This is a genomic window from Methylobacterium haplocladii (assembly GCF_007992175.1).
GTDB classification, from domain to species: Bacteria; Pseudomonadota; Alphaproteobacteria; order Rhizobiales; family Beijerinckiaceae; genus Methylobacterium; species Methylobacterium haplocladii.
Window position 1 is genome coordinate 123,616 of record NZ_BJZT01000008.1, and the last position, 16,147, is coordinate 139,762.

General features: G+C 67.4%; 13 protein-coding genes. 5 read left to right on the forward strand and 8 right to left on the reverse strand.

The features are described 5' to 3' along the window. Window positions 1–267 precede the first annotated feature (267 nt). A complete protein-coding gene (locus tag MHA02_RS05355; protein ID WP_373866679.1) occupies window positions 268–2,907 on the forward strand; it encodes a glycogen/starch/alpha-glucan phosphorylase in 2,640 nt (879 codons plus the stop codon). A 57-nt stretch (window positions 2,908–2,964) separates the two neighbouring features. Here MHA02_RS05355 and MHA02_RS05360 read toward each other — a convergent pair whose 3' ends face one another. Continuing rightward, entirely contained in the window at window positions 2,965–3,909 is a 945-nt protein-coding gene (locus tag MHA02_RS05360) for a ferredoxin reductase domain-containing protein (RefSeq protein ID WP_147077309.1), read from the reverse strand. A gap of 47 nt (window positions 3,910–3,956) precedes the next feature. Then, on the reverse strand, window positions 3,957–4,277 hold the full coding sequence (locus MHA02_RS05365; protein WP_244612401.1) for a hypothetical protein: 321 nt from the start codon (window positions 4,275–4,277) through the stop codon (window positions 3,957–3,959). A gap of 408 nt (window positions 4,278–4,685) precedes the next feature. Here MHA02_RS05365 and MHA02_RS05370 point away from each other — a divergent pair, with 408 nt between their 5' ends. After that, window positions 4,686–5,048: a response regulator gene (locus tag MHA02_RS05370; RefSeq protein WP_147077313.1), complete on the forward strand. Its 363-nt coding sequence runs from the start codon at window positions 4,686–4,688 to the stop codon at window positions 5,046–5,048. On the opposite strand, the gene MHA02_RS05375 is transcribed toward MHA02_RS05370, so the two are convergent. After that, a complete protein-coding gene (locus MHA02_RS05375; RefSeq protein ID WP_147077315.1) occupies window positions 5,049–7,940 on the reverse strand; it encodes an EAL domain-containing protein in 2,892 nt (963 codons plus the stop codon). Window positions 7,941–8,280: 340 nt separating this feature from the next. Here MHA02_RS05375 and MHA02_RS05380 point away from each other — a divergent pair, with 340 nt between their 5' ends. Next, window positions 8,281–9,336, forward strand: a complete 1,056-nt coding sequence (locus MHA02_RS05380) for an MraY family glycosyltransferase (RefSeq protein WP_147077317.1) — start codon at window positions 8,281–8,283, stop codon at window positions 9,334–9,336. After that, window positions 9,333–10,259: an NAD-dependent epimerase/dehydratase family protein gene (locus MHA02_RS05385; protein WP_147077319.1), complete on the forward strand. Its 927-nt coding sequence runs from the start codon at window positions 9,333–9,335 to the stop codon at window positions 10,257–10,259. The genes MHA02_RS05380 and MHA02_RS05385 overlap by 4 nt, the downstream gene beginning before the upstream one ends. 9 nt (window positions 10,260–10,268) lie before the next feature. Here MHA02_RS05385 and MHA02_RS05390 read toward each other — a convergent pair whose 3' ends face one another. The 5 genes from MHA02_RS05390 to MHA02_RS05410 all read right to left on the reverse strand — a co-directional run bounded on the left by MHA02_RS05390 (window position 10,269) and on the right by MHA02_RS05410 (window position 15,590). Continuing rightward, the gene (locus MHA02_RS05390; protein WP_147077321.1) at window positions 10,269–12,266 is read right to left on the reverse strand and encodes a polysaccharide biosynthesis protein; all 1,998 of its coding nucleotides are present in this window, start codon (window positions 12,264–12,266) and stop codon (window positions 10,269–10,271) included. 62 nt (window positions 12,267–12,328) lie between these two features. Next, window positions 12,329–13,183: a DUF1206 domain-containing protein gene (locus MHA02_RS05395; protein ID WP_147077323.1), complete on the reverse strand. Its 855-nt coding sequence runs from the start codon at window positions 13,181–13,183 to the stop codon at window positions 12,329–12,331. Window positions 13,184–13,189: 6 nt separating this feature from the next. Beyond that, the gene (locus MHA02_RS05400; RefSeq protein ID WP_147077325.1) at window positions 13,190–13,528 is read right to left on the reverse strand and encodes a hypothetical protein; all 339 of its coding nucleotides are present in this window, start codon (window positions 13,526–13,528) and stop codon (window positions 13,190–13,192) included. Window positions 13,529–13,571: 43 nt separating this feature from the next. Beyond that, the gene (locus MHA02_RS22890; RefSeq protein WP_306469028.1) at window positions 13,572–13,781 is read right to left on the reverse strand and encodes a hypothetical protein; all 210 of its coding nucleotides are present in this window, start codon (window positions 13,779–13,781) and stop codon (window positions 13,572–13,574) included. A gap of 414 nt (window positions 13,782–14,195) precedes the next feature. Beyond that, complete coding sequence (locus tag MHA02_RS05410; RefSeq protein WP_147077386.1) at window positions 14,196–15,590, reverse strand: homospermidine synthase; 1,395 nt, start codon at window positions 15,588–15,590, stop codon at window positions 14,196–14,198. Window positions 15,591–15,925: 335 nt separating this feature from the next. Between MHA02_RS05410 and MHA02_RS05415 the strand changes: the two genes are divergently transcribed. Further along, on the forward strand, window positions 15,926–16,141 hold the full coding sequence (locus MHA02_RS05415; protein WP_170249041.1) for a hypothetical protein: 216 nt from the start codon (window positions 15,926–15,928) through the stop codon (window positions 16,139–16,141). The last annotated feature ends 6 nt before the right edge of the window (window positions 16,142–16,147 follow it).

Here is a 16,147-nt window from a genome sequence, read left to right on the forward strand (position 1 = left end):
ACTGCACGCGGTAGGCTTAGCCAGTGTCGGCGAGCGTGGCGAGCCGCCGAATCATTCGGGACGGGCCAGACCTTAACCGTGCGCGTTCCAAACGGCCCCCCTTGATCGAACCGTTCAGGCAGGCTTCAAGCACCCGCCTGCAAGGACTATTCGCCGGTGGCGGGTTGCGGTCTGTGTCGACTGAGACACAGATGGGCCGGCAAAAAGCTTGCAGCGCCGGATAGCACCATGCCGACGTCTCGACAGAACGACAGAGCTGGACACACCATGCCGGACCAGGATCTCGGAGCCGATCACCGTCGACAGAAGCGCGTGACGCCCGCGGAATCCGAGCGCGCTCCGGCCGCGACGAAGGGGGACTCGAAGGTGTTGAACGAGGCTCAGGCCGGTCACGAACCGATTGGCGGAGCGGACGCCTCCGCGTCGCTCTCCGCAAAGTTCGCGAAGGACTCCGCGGCGACGCGGGCGCTCGCCAAGGAGAAGCTGTTCAACGGCGATTCCGTCGTCGAGCTGCGCGAGGCGATCCGGGCAAAGCTTGTCTATGCGCTCGGTAAGACACCCGAGAGCGCCCGCGATCGCGACTGGTTCGCCGCGACCGCGCTGGCGCTGCGCGACCGTGTGATCGACGCCTGCCATGAGGGCACCGGCGGCAAGGTGCCGGAGAAGCGCGTCTACTACCTCTCCCTTGAGTTCCTGATCGGCCGGCTCTTGTCGGACGCGATGAACAACCTGCGCCTCGTCGAGACAACCAAGTTGGCGCTCAAGGATCTCGGGGTCCAACTCAGCGAGGTCGAGGAGGCCGAACCCGACGCGGCCTTGGGCAATGGCGGCCTCGGCCGTCTCGCCGCCTGCTTCATGGAGAGCATGGCGAGCCTGTCGATCCCCGCGATCGGCTACGGCATCCGCTACGATCACGGCATCTTCCGCCAGTCGATGGAAGACGGCTGGCAGCGCGAGGCACCGGAGACCTGGCTCGAAGAGGGCAACCCCTGGGAATTCCCGCGGCCAGAATCGACCTACCGGATCGGCTTCGGCGGCCATGTCACCATGTCGGCCAACGGCGACCAGATCCGGCGCCATTGGCACCCGGCCGAGACCGTCAACGCGGTCGCTTACGATATTCCGGTCGTCGGTTGGCGGGGCAAGCACGTCAACCAGCTCCGCCTTTGGAAGGCCGAGGCCGACGCGCCGGTCGAACTCGCCCGCTTCAACGGCGGCGACCATGTCGGCGCGGTGGCCGGGCGTGCGCGCGCCGAGTCGATCTCGCGGGTGCTCTATCCGAGCGACTCCTCGGCCGAGGGCCAGGAACTGCGGCTGCGGCAGGAGTATTTCTTCACCTCGGCCTCGCTGCAGGACCTCGTGCGGCGGCACCTGAACGAGCGCGGCGACCTGCGCTCGCTGCCGGACCACGCTGCGATCCAGCTCAACGACACCCACCCCGCCATCGCCGTACCGGAACTGATGCGCATCCTCATGGAGGAGCACGACTTCTCCTACGAGGATGCCTGGCACATCACGACGAACACGCTCGGCTACACCAACCACACCCTGCTGCCCGAGGCGCTGGAGACGTGGCCGGTCGATCTGATGGAACGGCTGCTGCCGCGCCACATGCAGATCATCTACCTGATCAACTGGACCCATCTCGAAGAGCAGGCGCGACAGGGCAAGAGCGATTCCGCCCACGTCGCCGCCGTCTCGCTCATCGACGAGTCGCACGGCAAGCGCGTGCGGATGGGACACCTTGCCTTCCACGGCTCGCGCCGCGTCAACGGGGTCTCGGCGCTGCATAGCGAGCTTCTGAAGACGACGGTCTTCAAGCCGATGCATGAGCTCGAGCCCGACAAGATCCTGAACAAGACCAATGGCATCACCTTCCGCCGCTGGCTGCACAACGCCAATCCCGAGCTGACGGCGCTCGCCGTCGAGACGGTCGGAGAGGAGGTCCTCGACGATCCCGAACTGCTCACCGGACTTGCCGACCACGCCGACGACCCGGATTTCCGCAAACGCTATGCGGCCGTGCGGCGTGTGCGGAAGCGTAAGCTCGCTCAGGTCATCGTCGAGCGTACCGGCATCTCGGTCGATCCGTCGGCCCTGTTCGACGTGCAGATCAAGCGGATTCACGAGTACAAGCGCCAGCTCTTGAACCTGATCGAGACGGTCGCGCTGTATCAGGCGATCAAGGAGGCCCCGCACAAGGATTGGACCCCACGGGTCAAGATCTTCGGGGGCAAGGCGGCGCCGAGCTACGTACAGGCCAAGCTGATCATCAAGCTGGCCAACGACATCGCCCGGACCATCAACGACGACGCGGACGTCGCCGGACGGCTCAAGCTCGTCTTTCTGCCGAACTACTCGGTGAGCCTCGCCGAGGCGATCATCCCGGCGGCCGACCTCTCGGAGCAGATCTCCACCGCCGGCATGGAAGCCTCGGGCACCGGCAACATGAAGCTGGCGCTCAACGGCGCGCTCACCGTCGGCACGCTTGACGGTGCCAATATCGAGATCCGCGATCACGTCGGTGCGGACAACATCTTCATCTTCGGTCTCGATGCCGTAGGCGTGCAGGCTCGCGTGGGCGAGTCCGCCTATGCGCAGCGGGCGATTGCAGCCTCGCCGCGTCTCGCCAAAGCACTCGACGCAATCGGCTCCGGTGTCTTCTCACCGGACGAGCGCGGCCGGTTCGGCTCGCTGGTCGACGGCGTGCGCTACCACGATCCCTACCTGATCAGCGTGGACTTCGACGATTACTGGCGCGTGCAGCGGGAGATCGACGCAGCCTGGAAACGCCCGGCGACGTGGTGGCGCGCGGCGATCCTGAACACCGCGCGCATGGCGTGGTTCTCGTCGGACCGCTCGATGCGCGAATACGCGGCCGAGATCTGGCGGGTGAAGGTCGACTGACGGCCAGGGACGTTCAAGCAAAAAGCCCGTCGCGATCCGTCGCGATGGGCTTTCTTATCAGAGCGTCGGGTCGAGCGGGATCGTGTAGCAGCGCGCGCCGACGCTCGCGGCAAGGACTTCGACGGCGCCGACCGTCGCGGCGCGGCCCGAAACGTGAACGGCATCGTTGGCGCGCAGCATCGGGATGTGGGCGGTGAGCGGGCCGGGCTTCACGTCCGGCGGGCGCTGCCGGTTACGGTCGGCGACGGTGACGATGCGGGCGACGCCGGTGGCCTTCAGCCAGTCGAGGGCCGGCTGCATGTAGAGATCGAGCGGGTCGCGCGCGCCGACGACGAGGGTCTGCTCGCGGGCCGGCTCGATGTAGCGGGCCGCCCGGGCAATCGCCCAGATGCCGGCGAAACCCGCCTCGTCCGCCACCAGCACCATGCGGCCCCCGCCGGGCCGATACTGGCCGCGGCCGACCGGACCCGTCACGCTGACCGGCTTGCCGAGTTCGAGCTCTCCGGCGAACGAGCCGCCGACCACGCCGGCTTCGCAGCCGATGTGGAAGACCAGCTCGTTCAGTTCGGCCGCACCGTCCACGCGCAGCGACGGCGTGAGCGTGACCGGATGCCAGCCGGTCATGGTCAGCACCACCTGATGGCCGGGCTGGTAGGGGAGGGGATTGGCGAGCGTCACCACCGCCTCGACGATTCCGGGGCAGAGTCGGCTGATCTCGGTGATGCTGCCGCTGCGCTTCACCGAATCCGCGGTGGGCTCCGGATCGCCTGGTGCCTGCAGCGGATTGGCGGCCGGCAACGTGAGACGCATCGGCTCGGGCCGGAACCCGCGCGGCTCGGCCCGGCGTCCGGCGGGAGCCGCACCCTGGCCGAGCATCGCGTTACCGTGCAGGCCTTGGATCGGAGTGATCATGCCGTCGGATACGGCTGCATCGACGGGCGTGTCTCCGGTCGAGACGCGTATCGGCTTGCCGTTGACGACGAGTGAGCAACGGGCGCTCATGGCCGTCTCCCGCTTCGATGGATGACGATGGATGCGTTTCGGACGCGTCAGGCGGCGCTGTGCAGCAGGCGGTCGACGAGCGTTGCCCAGCGGTCGCGAACGGCGCGCGCTTCGTCTCCCAACTTTTCGTCCGCCTCGTCGAAGCCGACGCAGGCGCGAAGGCTGGCATTCTCGGTGCGCTCGGCCTGGAGTACGGCCTTCAGCAGCATCATCTCGGTCCGCAGCCGCGCGATATCCGAGGGGGGGATATCGGTCTCGTCGATGCCCGCCGCGACCGTGGCTTGGCCTGCCGGCTCGACCTCGGCCGCGACCGGCCGCACGATCGGCGTCGCCTGCATGCGGATCGGCCGCGCGATGAGGCGCCGCACGACGTCAGAGCCGTGACCGTATCCCGTCCGCCGCGCCGCCTCGGCCATTGCACCGTCTCCGCAATACGCTCGTAGATCGCCGCGAAAGCGATCGACCTGTCTCCACAGGACTTTGCGGCGACATAGTTAAGGGAGCTTTAAACGGACTCCGCAGCCCCGGCTTCCCGGTCCCGGAACGGCGGACACCCGACAGTTCATCGGGCGTCGCCGCCAAGTTGATTTTCGCAGCTAGCAAGTTGTTGACGAGCCTGCCGTCAAGCTTCATTCTGTGATCACGAACTGCTTCGAGAGTTCGATCTCTCTTCGAAGCGTCGCGTCGATGTCTGCCTCGACGAAGGCTTTCTCGCGTTCCCGCGTTTTTTCGAACACCTCTGGCTTGGCGCATCGTCGTGCGCCGGGGAGCGCTCAATGTTGTACGGACGGCGGGTTCTCATCGTCGAAGACGAAGCACTGCTTGCGATCGAACTGACCGACATCGTCGAGAGAAGTCATGGCAGCGTGGTGGGTCCGTTCCGGACCAATCGCGAGGCCCTGCGCGTGCTCGACAGCGAAGCAGTCGATGCGGCAATCCTCGATCTGAACCTTGCCGATGGCGAGGCGACGCCTGTCGCGGAACGCTTGGTCGCCACCGGCGTGCCGATCCTGGTCTGCACGGCCGGAACGTTACCCCGGGCGATGCGGCTGCAATGGCCGGACATCCCGATCCATCGCAAGCCCGTCCGGGCAGACCGCCTCGTCGATGCGCTGCGCGACCTCTGCGAACAGGCCTGATCAGGCCGCTTCCGGCGCGGCTCCGACGAGTTGACGCGCCTGCAGGACCGTCATGGGTTCACCGAAGGCGGCGCCCTGCGCGTAGTCGCAGCCGACATCCTGCAGCCCCTGCGCGTCGGCCTCGGATTCCGCGCCCTCGGCAACGATGGCGAGGCCGAGTTCCTGGCCCATCTTGACGATGGAACGCAGGATCGCCGTGCGCCCGGAGCCCATCTGCCGGACGAAGGTGTTGTCGATCTTGATCGTATCGAAGGGGAAGCGCTGCAGGTAGGACAGCGCCGAGTATCCGGTCCCGAAATCGTCGAGCGACAGGCCCGCACCGAGATCGTGGATCCGCGCCAGCATCTGGGCGGCGTATTCCGGGTTCTCCATCACCAGGCTCTCGGTCAGTTCCAGCTTGAGCGAACCGGGCAACACGCCGGAGCGCGCCAACACCGTCTTCACGTCGTGCAGGAGGTCGTGCCGGAGAAGCTGACGGGACGAGATGTTGACGGTCGCGAAGATCGGCGGCTCGACTTCGAGCGATCGTTGCCACGCCGCCAGTTCCAGCGCCGTACGCTCGATGGCGAAATTGCCGAGGTTGACGACGAAGCCCGTCTCCTCGGCCACCGGCATGAAGGTCGAGGGCGGAATGCGGCCGAGTTTGGGATGATCCCAGCGCAGGATCGTCTCGAAGCCGGCGACCGTCCGATCCTCCAGCCGCACGATCGGCTGGAACAGGACCTTCATCTCGCCGCGTTCCAGCGACTTGCGCAGGTCGCTTTCCAGCATCAGCCGGTCCGAACGCTCGCTGCGCATGGCGGCGCGGAAGACGTCGGTGCGGTCGCCGCCGCCGCGCTTGGCCTGGATCATCGCCATCTCGGCGTTCTTAAATACGTCCTCGCGCTTGGGCGCCGCGTTCCCTTGTCCGCCCTCGTAGAGTGCGATGCCGACGGAGACGGTGAGAAACACCTCTCGGTCGGCATAGGTCACCGGCGTGGCGATGGCCCGGCGGATCATCTCCGCAAAGGAGAGGATACGGTCGGGATCACGCTCGGATTGGAGGATCACCGCGAACTCGTCGCCGGCGACCCGCGAGAGTGTATCCTGCGGCCGCAGCAGCCGCCCCAGGCGGCGGGAGAGCGTCAGCAAAATCGAGTCGCCGGCCGAGAGGCCGACGGCATCGTTGATCGCCTTGAAGCGATCGATGTCGAGAACGATCACCGCCGGTTTCAGGCGCTGGTCCTGTCCCGCGAGCGCCAGGGCCGCATCGAGCCGGTCGTAGAAGAGCTCACGGTTCGGCAGGCCGGTGAGGCTGTCGTGGACCGCATCGTGCAGAAGCCGCTCCTCGGCAGTCTTGCTCTCGGTCACGTCGGCGATGGTGCCGACGATGCGCACCACTTCGCCGTCGGTACCGATCACCGGCCGAGCTTTGAGGCGGTACCAATAATACGGCCCGGCGGAGGAGCGCAGGCGGAAATCATGCAGGATGCGTCCGCGCCGCTCTTCGATCACCGTATCGAGTGCCGCCGAGTAGCGCTCGACGTCGAAGGGGTGCAGCAGACCGAGCCAGTTCGCTGCAGGGCCTTCGAGCGCCCCGCGCTTCAGTCCGAGCTGACTCTCGATCTCCTGGCCCGCGAACACGCGGTCACCCGGCACATCCCAGTCGAAGACGACGTCACCGGCGCCGGTCAGCGCAAGCGCCCGGCGCTCGGTGTCGGAGACGAGGGCATGGCTCATGCCGCTGCCGGCGAAGGCGTGCTGCATCACCGTGAAGCCGATCAGCATTACGATGAGCACGAGGCCGCCGATCAGCGCCGGCTGGACCAGATCCGAACCGATCTGGCCGGTGACGGTGAAAGCCGCGGCGACCACCCAGAACAGCAGCAGAAGCCAGGTCGGGATCAGCAGGATGGCACGGTCGTAGCCGTTATGGACCGCGAGATAGAGGATCAGCAGCAGGCCGACGCCGGCCACTGCCGCGATCGAGATGCGCGCCACCCCCGCCGCCACCGGCGGGTCGAAGGCCGCGAGCCCGACGAGCCCGGCGAGAAAAGCCAGCCAGAAGAAGGCGACGTGGCTGTAGCGCACGTGCCAGCGCGACAGGTTAAGATAGGCGAACAGGAAGACGAGCAGCGTTGCCCCGAGCACAGCCTCGGCCGAGGCCCGGTAGACCCGCTCGACCACCTCGGTCGTCGGAAAGATACGCTGGAAGAATCCGAAATCGATGCAGGCATAGGCGAGCACCGCCCAGGCCAGGGCGGCGGCGGCCGGGAAGATGATCGCACCCTTCACGACGAAGATGATCGTCAGGAACAGCGCCAGCAGGCCGGCGATGCCGATGATGATGCCCTCGTAGAGGGTCAGGCCGCTGGTCTTCTTGCGATAGGCGTCCTGATCCCAAAGATAGACCTGCGGGATGTTCGGCCCCTTCAACTCGGCCACGTAGGTGATCGTGGTGCCGGGATCGAGGGTGATCAGGAACTGGTCGGCGTCGGTGCTCTCGTCGCGGTCGGGGCGGATGCCCTCGCTCGCCGTGATCGCTGCGATGCGGGAGCCACCGAGATCAGGCCAGACCACACCCGAGCCGACGAGCCGGAAATGCGGGGCCACCAGCAGCCGGTCGATCTGCTCGTCGGTGTCGTTGGTGAGCGCAAACACCATCCAGTCCGGCCGCGCGCCGGTCTCGCGGGCCTTCACCACGATGCGGCGCACGATCCCGTCCTTGCCCGGCGCCGTCGAGATCTGGATCAGGTCACCGTCCGAGCGATAGCGCTCGATCGTCGGCGTCAGGTCGATGGCCGGCGCGTCGAGTTTGACGCGTACGGCCTCGACCGCCTGCGCGGGCAGGCTGATTCCGAGGGCGCCCAGGAGCGCCGACAGTAATACGAGGACGAGGGGGATCTGGCGCAACGGGACGTTTTCTTGCGGGCCGTCTTCAGTGTCTCTCACGCCACTCCCGCTGTACCGTCGGAGCCAGAGAGAGAACTCCCTGTGGTCGGGGGTCTTGTGAGGTGCACTTTACGACCGTGGCACGGGATCGAGCGAGCCGGACAACTGGTATCGGCGTGGCATTCCCCGGGCAAGGCGGCGAGCCCCACGGCGCGGGAGTGCCCACCGCTCAAATGCCGCGACACCCGAAGACGGGTCGCGCGGATTTGCGGCCAAAACAAGCCGGGGGTGCCCTTTGGCAAAGTGCCTTGGCCCTTGCGTCCTCTCCCGCCGCAAGCGGCAAACCGCTAAAGCCGGTTGCATGAGCCCATCGCCCGCCAACCTTGTCCCCCTCCTCGCCGTGCTGCTCGCGGCGGTGACGAGCGCCGTGCTGATCGTCCTGTTGATGCCATGGCTGCGGCGCTATGCGCTGGCCCGCCCGAACGCCCGCTCCAGCCACGCCGTCCCGACACCCCAGGGTGGAGGCGTTGCGATCATTGCCGCGACGGTCGCGGTGAGCACGGCCCTTCTCATCGCCGACACGCAGGCGTTGCCATCGAACGAGGCTGTCGTGCTGATGCTGTCCGTGATCGCTCTCGCCGTCGTCGGCGGCCGCGACGACGTAAAGCCACTGCGGGTTTCGATCCGACTCGGGCTCCAGGTCGCAGCGGTCACGGCGGTCATCGTCGCCACCGGCGGCCGGCTCTGGCCCGCGATGCCGCTCGTTCTGGAGCGCGGCATCGAAATCTTCGCCGGGCTCTGGTTCGTGAACCTGATCAACTTCACCGACGGGCTCGACTGGATGACCCTCGCCGGCATGGTTCCGGTGACGGTCGTGCTCGTGCTGCTCGGCTACTCTGGCCTGCTGCCGGTCCTGCCCACGCTCGTCGCAGCTGCCCTGCTCGGCGGGTTTTTGGGATTTGCGCCGTTCAACCGGCCGGTGGCGCGACTGTTCATGGGCGATGTCGGCTCGCTCCCGGTCGGGCTGTTCATCGCGTGGCTGCTCTATCGTCTCGCGCTCGAAGGTGGATCCGCCGCGGCGCTGCTCCTGCCGCTCTATCCGGTCGCGGACGCCACGCTGACCCTGCTTTGGCGGCTCAAGCGCGGCGAGAAGGTCTGGCAGGCGCATCGCAGCCACTTCTACCAGGTCGCCACGGTCAACGGCTTCTCGGTGCCGGAGGTGGTGGGGTCGGTCTTCGGCGTCAGCCTGATGCTTGCCGTGCTCGCTGCCTCGAGCTTGCTTTGGCCGAATTGGCCCGTCACCGTCGCGGCCCTTGCCGCGGGGAGCGGCCTCGTCGTCGTGCTCCTGCGCCGTTTCAACACGCCGCGTACCGGGTCTGAGACGGCGCGAACCGAGAGAGGAGCGTCGGCATCGTGAGCGGACCTCTGATTGCGCTCACCGGCGCGACCGGCTTCATCGGACGACACCTACTGACCGCACTGTCGGCACGGGGCTTTCGTGTGCGGGTTCTGCTGCGCCGCCCCGTCGCGGTACCGGACGGGGCGAGTAGCGCCGTCGTCGGCGATCTCGCGCGGCCGATCAACATGGCTGCGGCGCTCTCGGGCGTCGATGCCGTGGTCCATTCCGCCGGTCTCGCCCACGCCATGTCGGGCGCGCCGGAAGACGATTTCCGCAGTTCCAACACCGAGGCCACGAAGCGCCTCGCCGACGCCGCGGAGCGCGCGAAGGTGCGCCGCTTCGTCTTCCTATCCTCGATCCGGGCACAGACCGGACCGAGCGCACCGTCCCCGGTTCGCGAGACCGATCACCCCGCCCCGACCGATGCCTACGGCCGTTCGAAGCTCGCAGCCGAACAGGCGCTCGCCGAAACGGGGCTCGACTGGGTCGCCCTGCGCCCGGTGCTGGTCTACGGCGCCGGCGTGAAGGGCAACATGGCGGCGCTGATGCGGCTTGCCCGCTCGCCATACCCGCTGCCGCTCGCGAGCTTGTCGGGGCGGCGCTCTCTCGTTTCCGTCGAGAGCCTGTCGGCCGCGGTCGCTACGGTGCTTCAGGTCCCGGGACCGCTCGCCCGGCCGTTGATCGTCGCCGATCCCGATCCGTTGAGTCTTCCGCAGATGATCGCGGCCCTCCGCAGCGGGCTCGGCCGCAGGGCCGGAATGCTGCCGGTGCCGGTGCCGCTGATCGGTCTCGCCTGCCGCATGACCGGGCGCGAGGAGGTCTTCGACCGCTTGTCCGGTTCGCTCGTAGCGACGGCAGAGGGACTGGCGGCGTTGGGATGGCAGCCGTCACAGGCGTCGCAGGACGGTCTTGCGGCGCTCGCGGCAGACAACGCGGGCTGAGACGAAACCTCAAGCCGTCGAGGGCTGTGGCTCCAATGCCCCGGACGGTACAGCCAGCGGCGCGATCGGTTCCGGAACGGCATTCGGAACCTTGCGGTCGCGGTGCCGGAAGTCCGGGATGGCTTCCTCGAACACGGCTTCCGCCGCGGCGCGATCACCGCGCGCCACCGCCTCACCCAGCCTCCCGATCCAGCCTTCCAGAACGGCGCGATCGGCGAAGACGGGCTTCGCCGCCATCACCCCGTCAATGCCGGCGAGACTCACCCGCGGCTCTTCCTTGGCGAACAGAATCTCGTTGAGCCGCTCTCCCGGCCGCGCGCCGGTGACTGCGATCTCGATGTCCTCGCCCGGTTCGAAGCCGGCGAGCCGGATCATGCGCTCGGCGAGCTCCCGGATTTTTACGGGCTGGCCCATCTTGAGCACATAGACGGCAGCACGCTGGTCAGACGCCTCATCCGTGATCGTGCGCGCCTCGCCATCGGCGTGGGAGGCTGCCGTCAGCACGAGATCGCAAGCCTCCCGCACGGTCATGAAGTAGCGCACCATCTCGGCGTGCGTGACGGTGACGGGGCCGCCGCGCGCGATCTGCGCCTTGAACACCGGCACCACAGAGCCGGCCGAGCCGAGCACGTTGCCGAAGCGGACCGCGATGAGGCGTGTCGGCTCTGCCCCGGTCTGCTCGGCATCCAACGCCTGGGCCACCATTTCCGCAAACCGTTTGGTGACGCCGAGCTGCGAGACCGGCTCGATCGCCTTGTCGGTCGAGATCATCACCAGCGCGCGAGCCCCGGCCGCCACCGTCGCGTCGGCGACGTTGATCGAGCCGAACACGTTGGTCTTGATGCCTTCCACCCAGTCCCGTTCGAGGTAGGGCACCTGCTTCAGTGCAGCGGCGTGGAAGACGTAGGTCGGCCGGAATTCGGCCAGCAGCGCATGCATCCGCTCGCGGTCGCGGATATCGGCCAGGGCACCGGTCACCGTAGCGTCGGCATTGAGGATTGGCGGGTGGTTGAGGATGCCGTGCAGGGCCGGCTCCGAATTCTCGATCACGAGCAGAGCGCTCGCGCCGAAGGCGACAGCGCGAGCACAGATCTCGGAGCCGATCGAACCGCCGCCGCCCGTCACGACGACGCGGGCGCCGGAGAGAAAGCGCTCCAGCCGTGGCCGGTCGATCGCCACGGTGGGCCGCAGCAGCAGATCTTCGATCTCCAGCGGTGCGAGTTCGGCGTCGCGCATGCCCTCGCCGAGGCTGGTGACGCGCGCGAGCGGCAGGCCGAGACGCCGGGCGCGGGCGATGAGGTCGTCGGGCTCGGCTTCCGGCGCCAGCGCGCTTGGTGTGGCGACGAGCCGGCGCACCGGCATGCCGCGGTTGGCGAGGTCGGCGATGACCCGCTCCAGGTCCCTGAAGCCGCCGAGCACGGGCACGCCGCGCATCATCTGGCCGGCCTCGTCGGCGCGCGGCGAGAGGATGCCCTTGGGTGAGAGCCGGCGCACCGAGCCCGACTCGATCGCACGCAGTACGGTCTCGATGTCGGCGCCGCGCCCGAGGAGCAGGGTCGGCGTCGTCGCGGCGCGCGCATGGGTCTGCCGCGAGCGGGCGTATTTCAGGTAGCGGAAGGCAAGCCTCGGGCCTCCGAGCAGGAAGACCTGCAACATCCAGTAGAGGACGATGGCAATCTTCCCGAAGAAATAGAAGCCGTAGAGGTTTTCCGAAACGAGAACGTAGTCGAGAACCAGCAGCGTCAGCGCCAGTACGCTCGCCGCGCGCACGATTCCGGCCAGATCGGGCAGAGAGGCGAAGCGCCATTTCGTCCGGTAGAGCTTGAACCAGCCGTAGACCATTCCGGCAAAGGCCAGGAACGGCGGCAGCAGCCAGGGGAGCGCGTGCATCCGCTCGGCGAGCTGATCGCCTTGGAAGCGGAATACGAAGGTGAGGATCACGGCCGCGACGGTCGCCACGAGGTCGTGGACGAGCATCACCGCCGTCTTGAGAGTACGCTGCTGCATCGTGCTTTCGAGGCCGCTGGCGGTATCGACGCGGCCTCGGCCGAAGTCAACGCGCGGGCGATTCAGGTCAGAGCACGCACCGCTCTCGCGAGGGCGTCGTCGGCCTTGTCGAGGTCCGGCGCCTCGATCCGGCGATAGCGGGCCTGGATCAGACCGAAGGCGCCGAAGGCGAAATGACCCGCCGCGACGATCCCGAGCAGGACCCAACCGTAGGGCTGAGCCCGAAGCGCCTGGAAAGCGCCTGATAAGCCCTTCGCGTCCGAGGACGCCTGCGTCCAGGCTGCCGTCAGAATGAAGCCGCCGATGATCAGGAAGGCGACGCCTCGGGCGGCATAGCCGAAGCGGCCGACCGGGCAGGCCCAACGGCCTGCGGCACCCGCCGGTAGTGAGAGCCGGTCGGCGACATCGCCCTTCCAGGCCCTGGCCGCATAGCCGATACCGGTGCCGGCGACGCCCAGCCCGACGATGCCGACGAGCCACGGGCCGAAGGGTTGTTCCAGCAACCATCGGGTCCAGTCGCGCACGCCGTCGCCGCCGGCCGAGGCCCGTCCAATCCCGAAGGCGAGGCTGCCGGCGGTCACGGCCAAGGCCAGATAGACGCCTGCGCTGATCAGATGACCGCCGCGCACCAGCAGCGCTTTCGGCGCTGCCCCGCGCCGGTCGGCGTCGGTGATGGCCTCGACGAGCCGCCAGGACGCAAACCCGAGCAGCCCGAGCGCGATGAATCCGACGAGCACCGCGCCGAATGGGCCGCCCAGGACGAAGCGGAGCGCGTCCTTGCTGTCACCGGCCGAACCGCCCCGGCCGAGCGCCGCGAGGACCGCGAGGCCGCCGACCACGCAATAGACCGTGCCGCGGGCGCCGTAGCCGAAGCGGGCGAGGTATTCGAGGGTGTTGTCGTTCCGGCTCCAGGCCACGCGGGCTCAGGCCTCCCGCTGCGGCTTGCCGGCCAACGCGACGTAGAAGCCGAGCCCATCCTCGGCCGGAAGAGTCTGCAGACGCTCGATCCAGCCACGGCGCTTGGCATCGAGCAGCAGGCGCCCGACCGGCTGGAACAACGTCTCTCCGCCGCCCTCTGGGGGCGCGTCGAACCGGATCGCGACGGTCTTGCCCTTCGAGAAGCGGCTACGCTGGAGCATGTCGTTCAACGAGGCCTCGGCCTGCACCCTGGGTGCCCCGCGCAGGTCGAGCACGGATTCCGCATCGGTCACCCCGAGGCCACCGCGCAGCTTGTTCGCATAGAAGTCTTCGAGATGAGGCAAGGGCGGCGGCCTGAGCTTGACGCGGATCCGGACAGATAATGAGTCAGAACGTTACGCGCGCATAGACATCCGTAACGTGAAGCGTGCCGCCGCGTCCGGGAAACTCGATATCGTCGCCAGGGCCGAGCCTCTGCATCGCCCACCAAGTCTCGCGGCGCCAGACCTCGACGCGCGTCGCGTCCTGACAGAGGATCAGGACGGTTTGCAGCGACGGCACCGTCCGGACGCAGGCGGTCTTTCGGCCGCGATCCATGCTCATCTTCGAGGATGGATCGCACTTCCACGACCAGCAGCGGATGGCGAGCTTAGCCGTCGCGGGGTAGGGGACCGCACCGGACGACGATGTCGGACATCGGCGCGAAGCCGCCCCTGGTTTCGCTGAGCACGGCGAGGCCGGGCGCTGCAGCCCTCGCGTTCGGCAAGATCGCCGGGCTTTCGCTCGGGGTCATAGACGATGCGCTGGTGCTGTCCGCTCGTCGGCGACATCAGCACTGGCACGCCGTCCAGAACTCCCAGTGCTCGCTATCGGGCTCGGCCGAGCCCCGGTATTCGGCGTCGCTCATGCGCGCGTCGCCCCGTGCGGCAACGGCCATCGCGGCCTCCCGTGTGAGGACCGCGATGGTGGCATTCCAGAAGCCGCTCGCGACGTTGCGGGCGGCTTACCGTGTCAGCTGCGCACCAGGATATTGCGGAACTGCCAGGGGTCGCTCTCGTCGATGTCCTCTGGGAACAGGCCCGGCCGTCCATCGAGGGGCGTCCAGTCGGTGTAGTAACCCTTGACCGGACCGAGATAGGGAAGCTGGATCTCGAGGCAGCGGTCGACGTCCATCTCCTCGACCTCGACGATGCCGGCGCGCGGATTCTCCAGCGCCCAGACCATGCCGGCCAGCACGGCGGAGGTCACCTGCAGGCCGGTCGCGCTCTGGTAGGGGGCAAGCGCGCGCGTTTCCGTGATGTCGAGCTGCGAGCCGAACCAGTAGGCGCCCTTCTCGTGGCCGTAGAGCAGGACGCCCAATTCGTCGACGCCGTCGACGATCTCGCTCTCCTCGAGGATGTGGTGCTCGGTCTGCGGTCGGCCGGCATTACCGAACATCTCGTGGAGCGAGAGCACGGCATCGTTCGGCGGATGATAGGCGTAGTGGCAGGTCGGCCGGTAGACCGCCCTGCCGCTGTCGTCGCGTACGGTGAAGTAGTCGGCGATCGAGATCGACTCGTTGTGCGTCACCAGGAAGCCGTATTGCGGCCCCGGCGTCGGGCACCAGCTTCTCACCTTGGTCTCGGCGCCGGGCTGCATCAGGTAGATCGCTGCCTGGGAGCCGGTCTCATGAGTGTGGGCATTCTCCGGCATCCACGTCTCGTGCGTGCCCCAGCCGAGCTCGGACGGCTGCAGCCCCTCGGAGATGAAGCCCTCCACCGACCAGGTGTTGACGAAGACGTTCGGCGGCTTGGGATTGCGCGAGCGTTGCGTGTCGCGCTCGGCGATGTGGATGCCCTTGACGCCGACGCGCTGCATCAGCGACGCCCATTCCTCGCGCGTCGTCGGCTGCGTCGCGTTGAGGCGCAGGTCGGAGGCGAGGTTCGTCAGCGCCCGCTTGGCGAGCCAGGACGCCATGCCGGGATTGGCACCGCAGCAGGACACGGCCGTCGGCGAGCCGGGTAGGCGGGCGCGCTTGGCGTCCAGCGTCATTTCCCGCAGCGCGTAGTTCGATCGCTCGCCGGGACCCTTGCTCTCATCGAAATAGAAGCCGAGCCAGGGCTCGTTGACGGTGTCGATGTAGAGCGCGCCGAGGCTCGAGCAGAATTCCATGATGTCGCGCGAGCCGGTGTCGCAGGACAGGTTCACGCAAAATCCCTGGCCGCCGCCGACGGTCAGCAGGGGTTCGAGGATCTCCCTATAGTTCTGAGGCGTGAGCGCTTCCTGGATGAAGCGGATGCCGCGCTCATCGAGAAGGTGACGGTTCTCGTCGTCCGGCGCGATGACCACGAAGCGGCTCTTGTCGTACTCGAAATGGCGCTCGATCATCGGCAACGTGCCCCGCCCGATGGAGCCGAAGCCGATCATGACGATGGGGCCGGTGATGTGGCCGTAGACAGGCCAGTCGGTCTGCGTGCCATTTGTCACGGCGCGGTCACTCCTCGATGGGTCGCTCGATAGGGGAGCGACGTCCTTGCTGACGGGAAATGACGAGCGGATGACGCCTCGTCCTGCCGTGGTCAACTGCCCAAACCATGACATTCTTGCAGAACTATGAAGCCGAAACCGCGTCGGCATGATCTCACTGCAATGCGGGCGTGACAGTGTCGTGGTGCCGGGCGCCCCGGCGGCGCTTATATTGCGGTGCAACAAGAGGGCTCGGCGGGATGGTCCCGCGGTGCCGCTCAAAGGGGAATGTCACCATGTTAAGTCTAATGACCGTCAAGGAAATCCGGCCCGAATCCGATACCTTGGATCGCGATCCCGGCATCGTCAGCCTGATCGCCGCCTTCGCCCGGTTCACTGCCCGCCAGACTGCAGCCGTCGTTCGCTCGGTCCGTACCGTCAATCAGCGCGCGAACGAAGCGGAAGTGTTCAGCTCCTCGACCGCTTGGCCCTACAATCACCGCTCGCGCTGAACCCGG

Excerpts from the sequence above, each read along its gene's own strand:
- MHA02_RS22890 (WP_306469028.1), bottom strand. The coding sequence starts at position 13,781 with ATGGATCGCGGCCGAAAGACCGCCTGCGTCCGGACGGTGCCGTCGCTG.
- MHA02_RS05380 (WP_147077317.1), top strand. The coding sequence starts at position 8,281 with ATGAGCCCATCGCCCGCCAACCTTGTCCCCCTCCTCGCCGTGCTGCTC.
- MHA02_RS05390 (WP_147077321.1), bottom strand. The coding sequence starts at position 12,266 with ATGCAGCAGCGTACTCTCAAGACGGCGGTGATGCTCGTCCACGACCTC.
- MHA02_RS05415 (WP_170249041.1), top strand. The coding sequence starts at position 15,926 with ATGTTAAGTCTAATGACCGTCAAGGAAATCCGGCCCGAATCCGATACC.
- MHA02_RS05360 (WP_147077309.1), bottom strand. The coding sequence starts at position 3,909 with ATGAGCGCCCGTTGCTCACTCGTCGTCAACGGCAAGCCGATACGCGTC.
- MHA02_RS05370 (WP_147077313.1), top strand. The coding sequence starts at position 4,686 with ATGTTGTACGGACGGCGGGTTCTCATCGTCGAAGACGAAGCACTGCTT.
- MHA02_RS05410 (WP_147077386.1), bottom strand. The coding sequence starts at position 15,590 with ATGATCGGCTTCGGCTCCATCGGGCGGGGCACGTTGCCGATGATCGAG.
- MHA02_RS05355 (WP_373866679.1), top strand. The coding sequence starts at position 268 with ATGCCGGACCAGGATCTCGGAGCCGATCACCGTCGACAGAAGCGCGTG.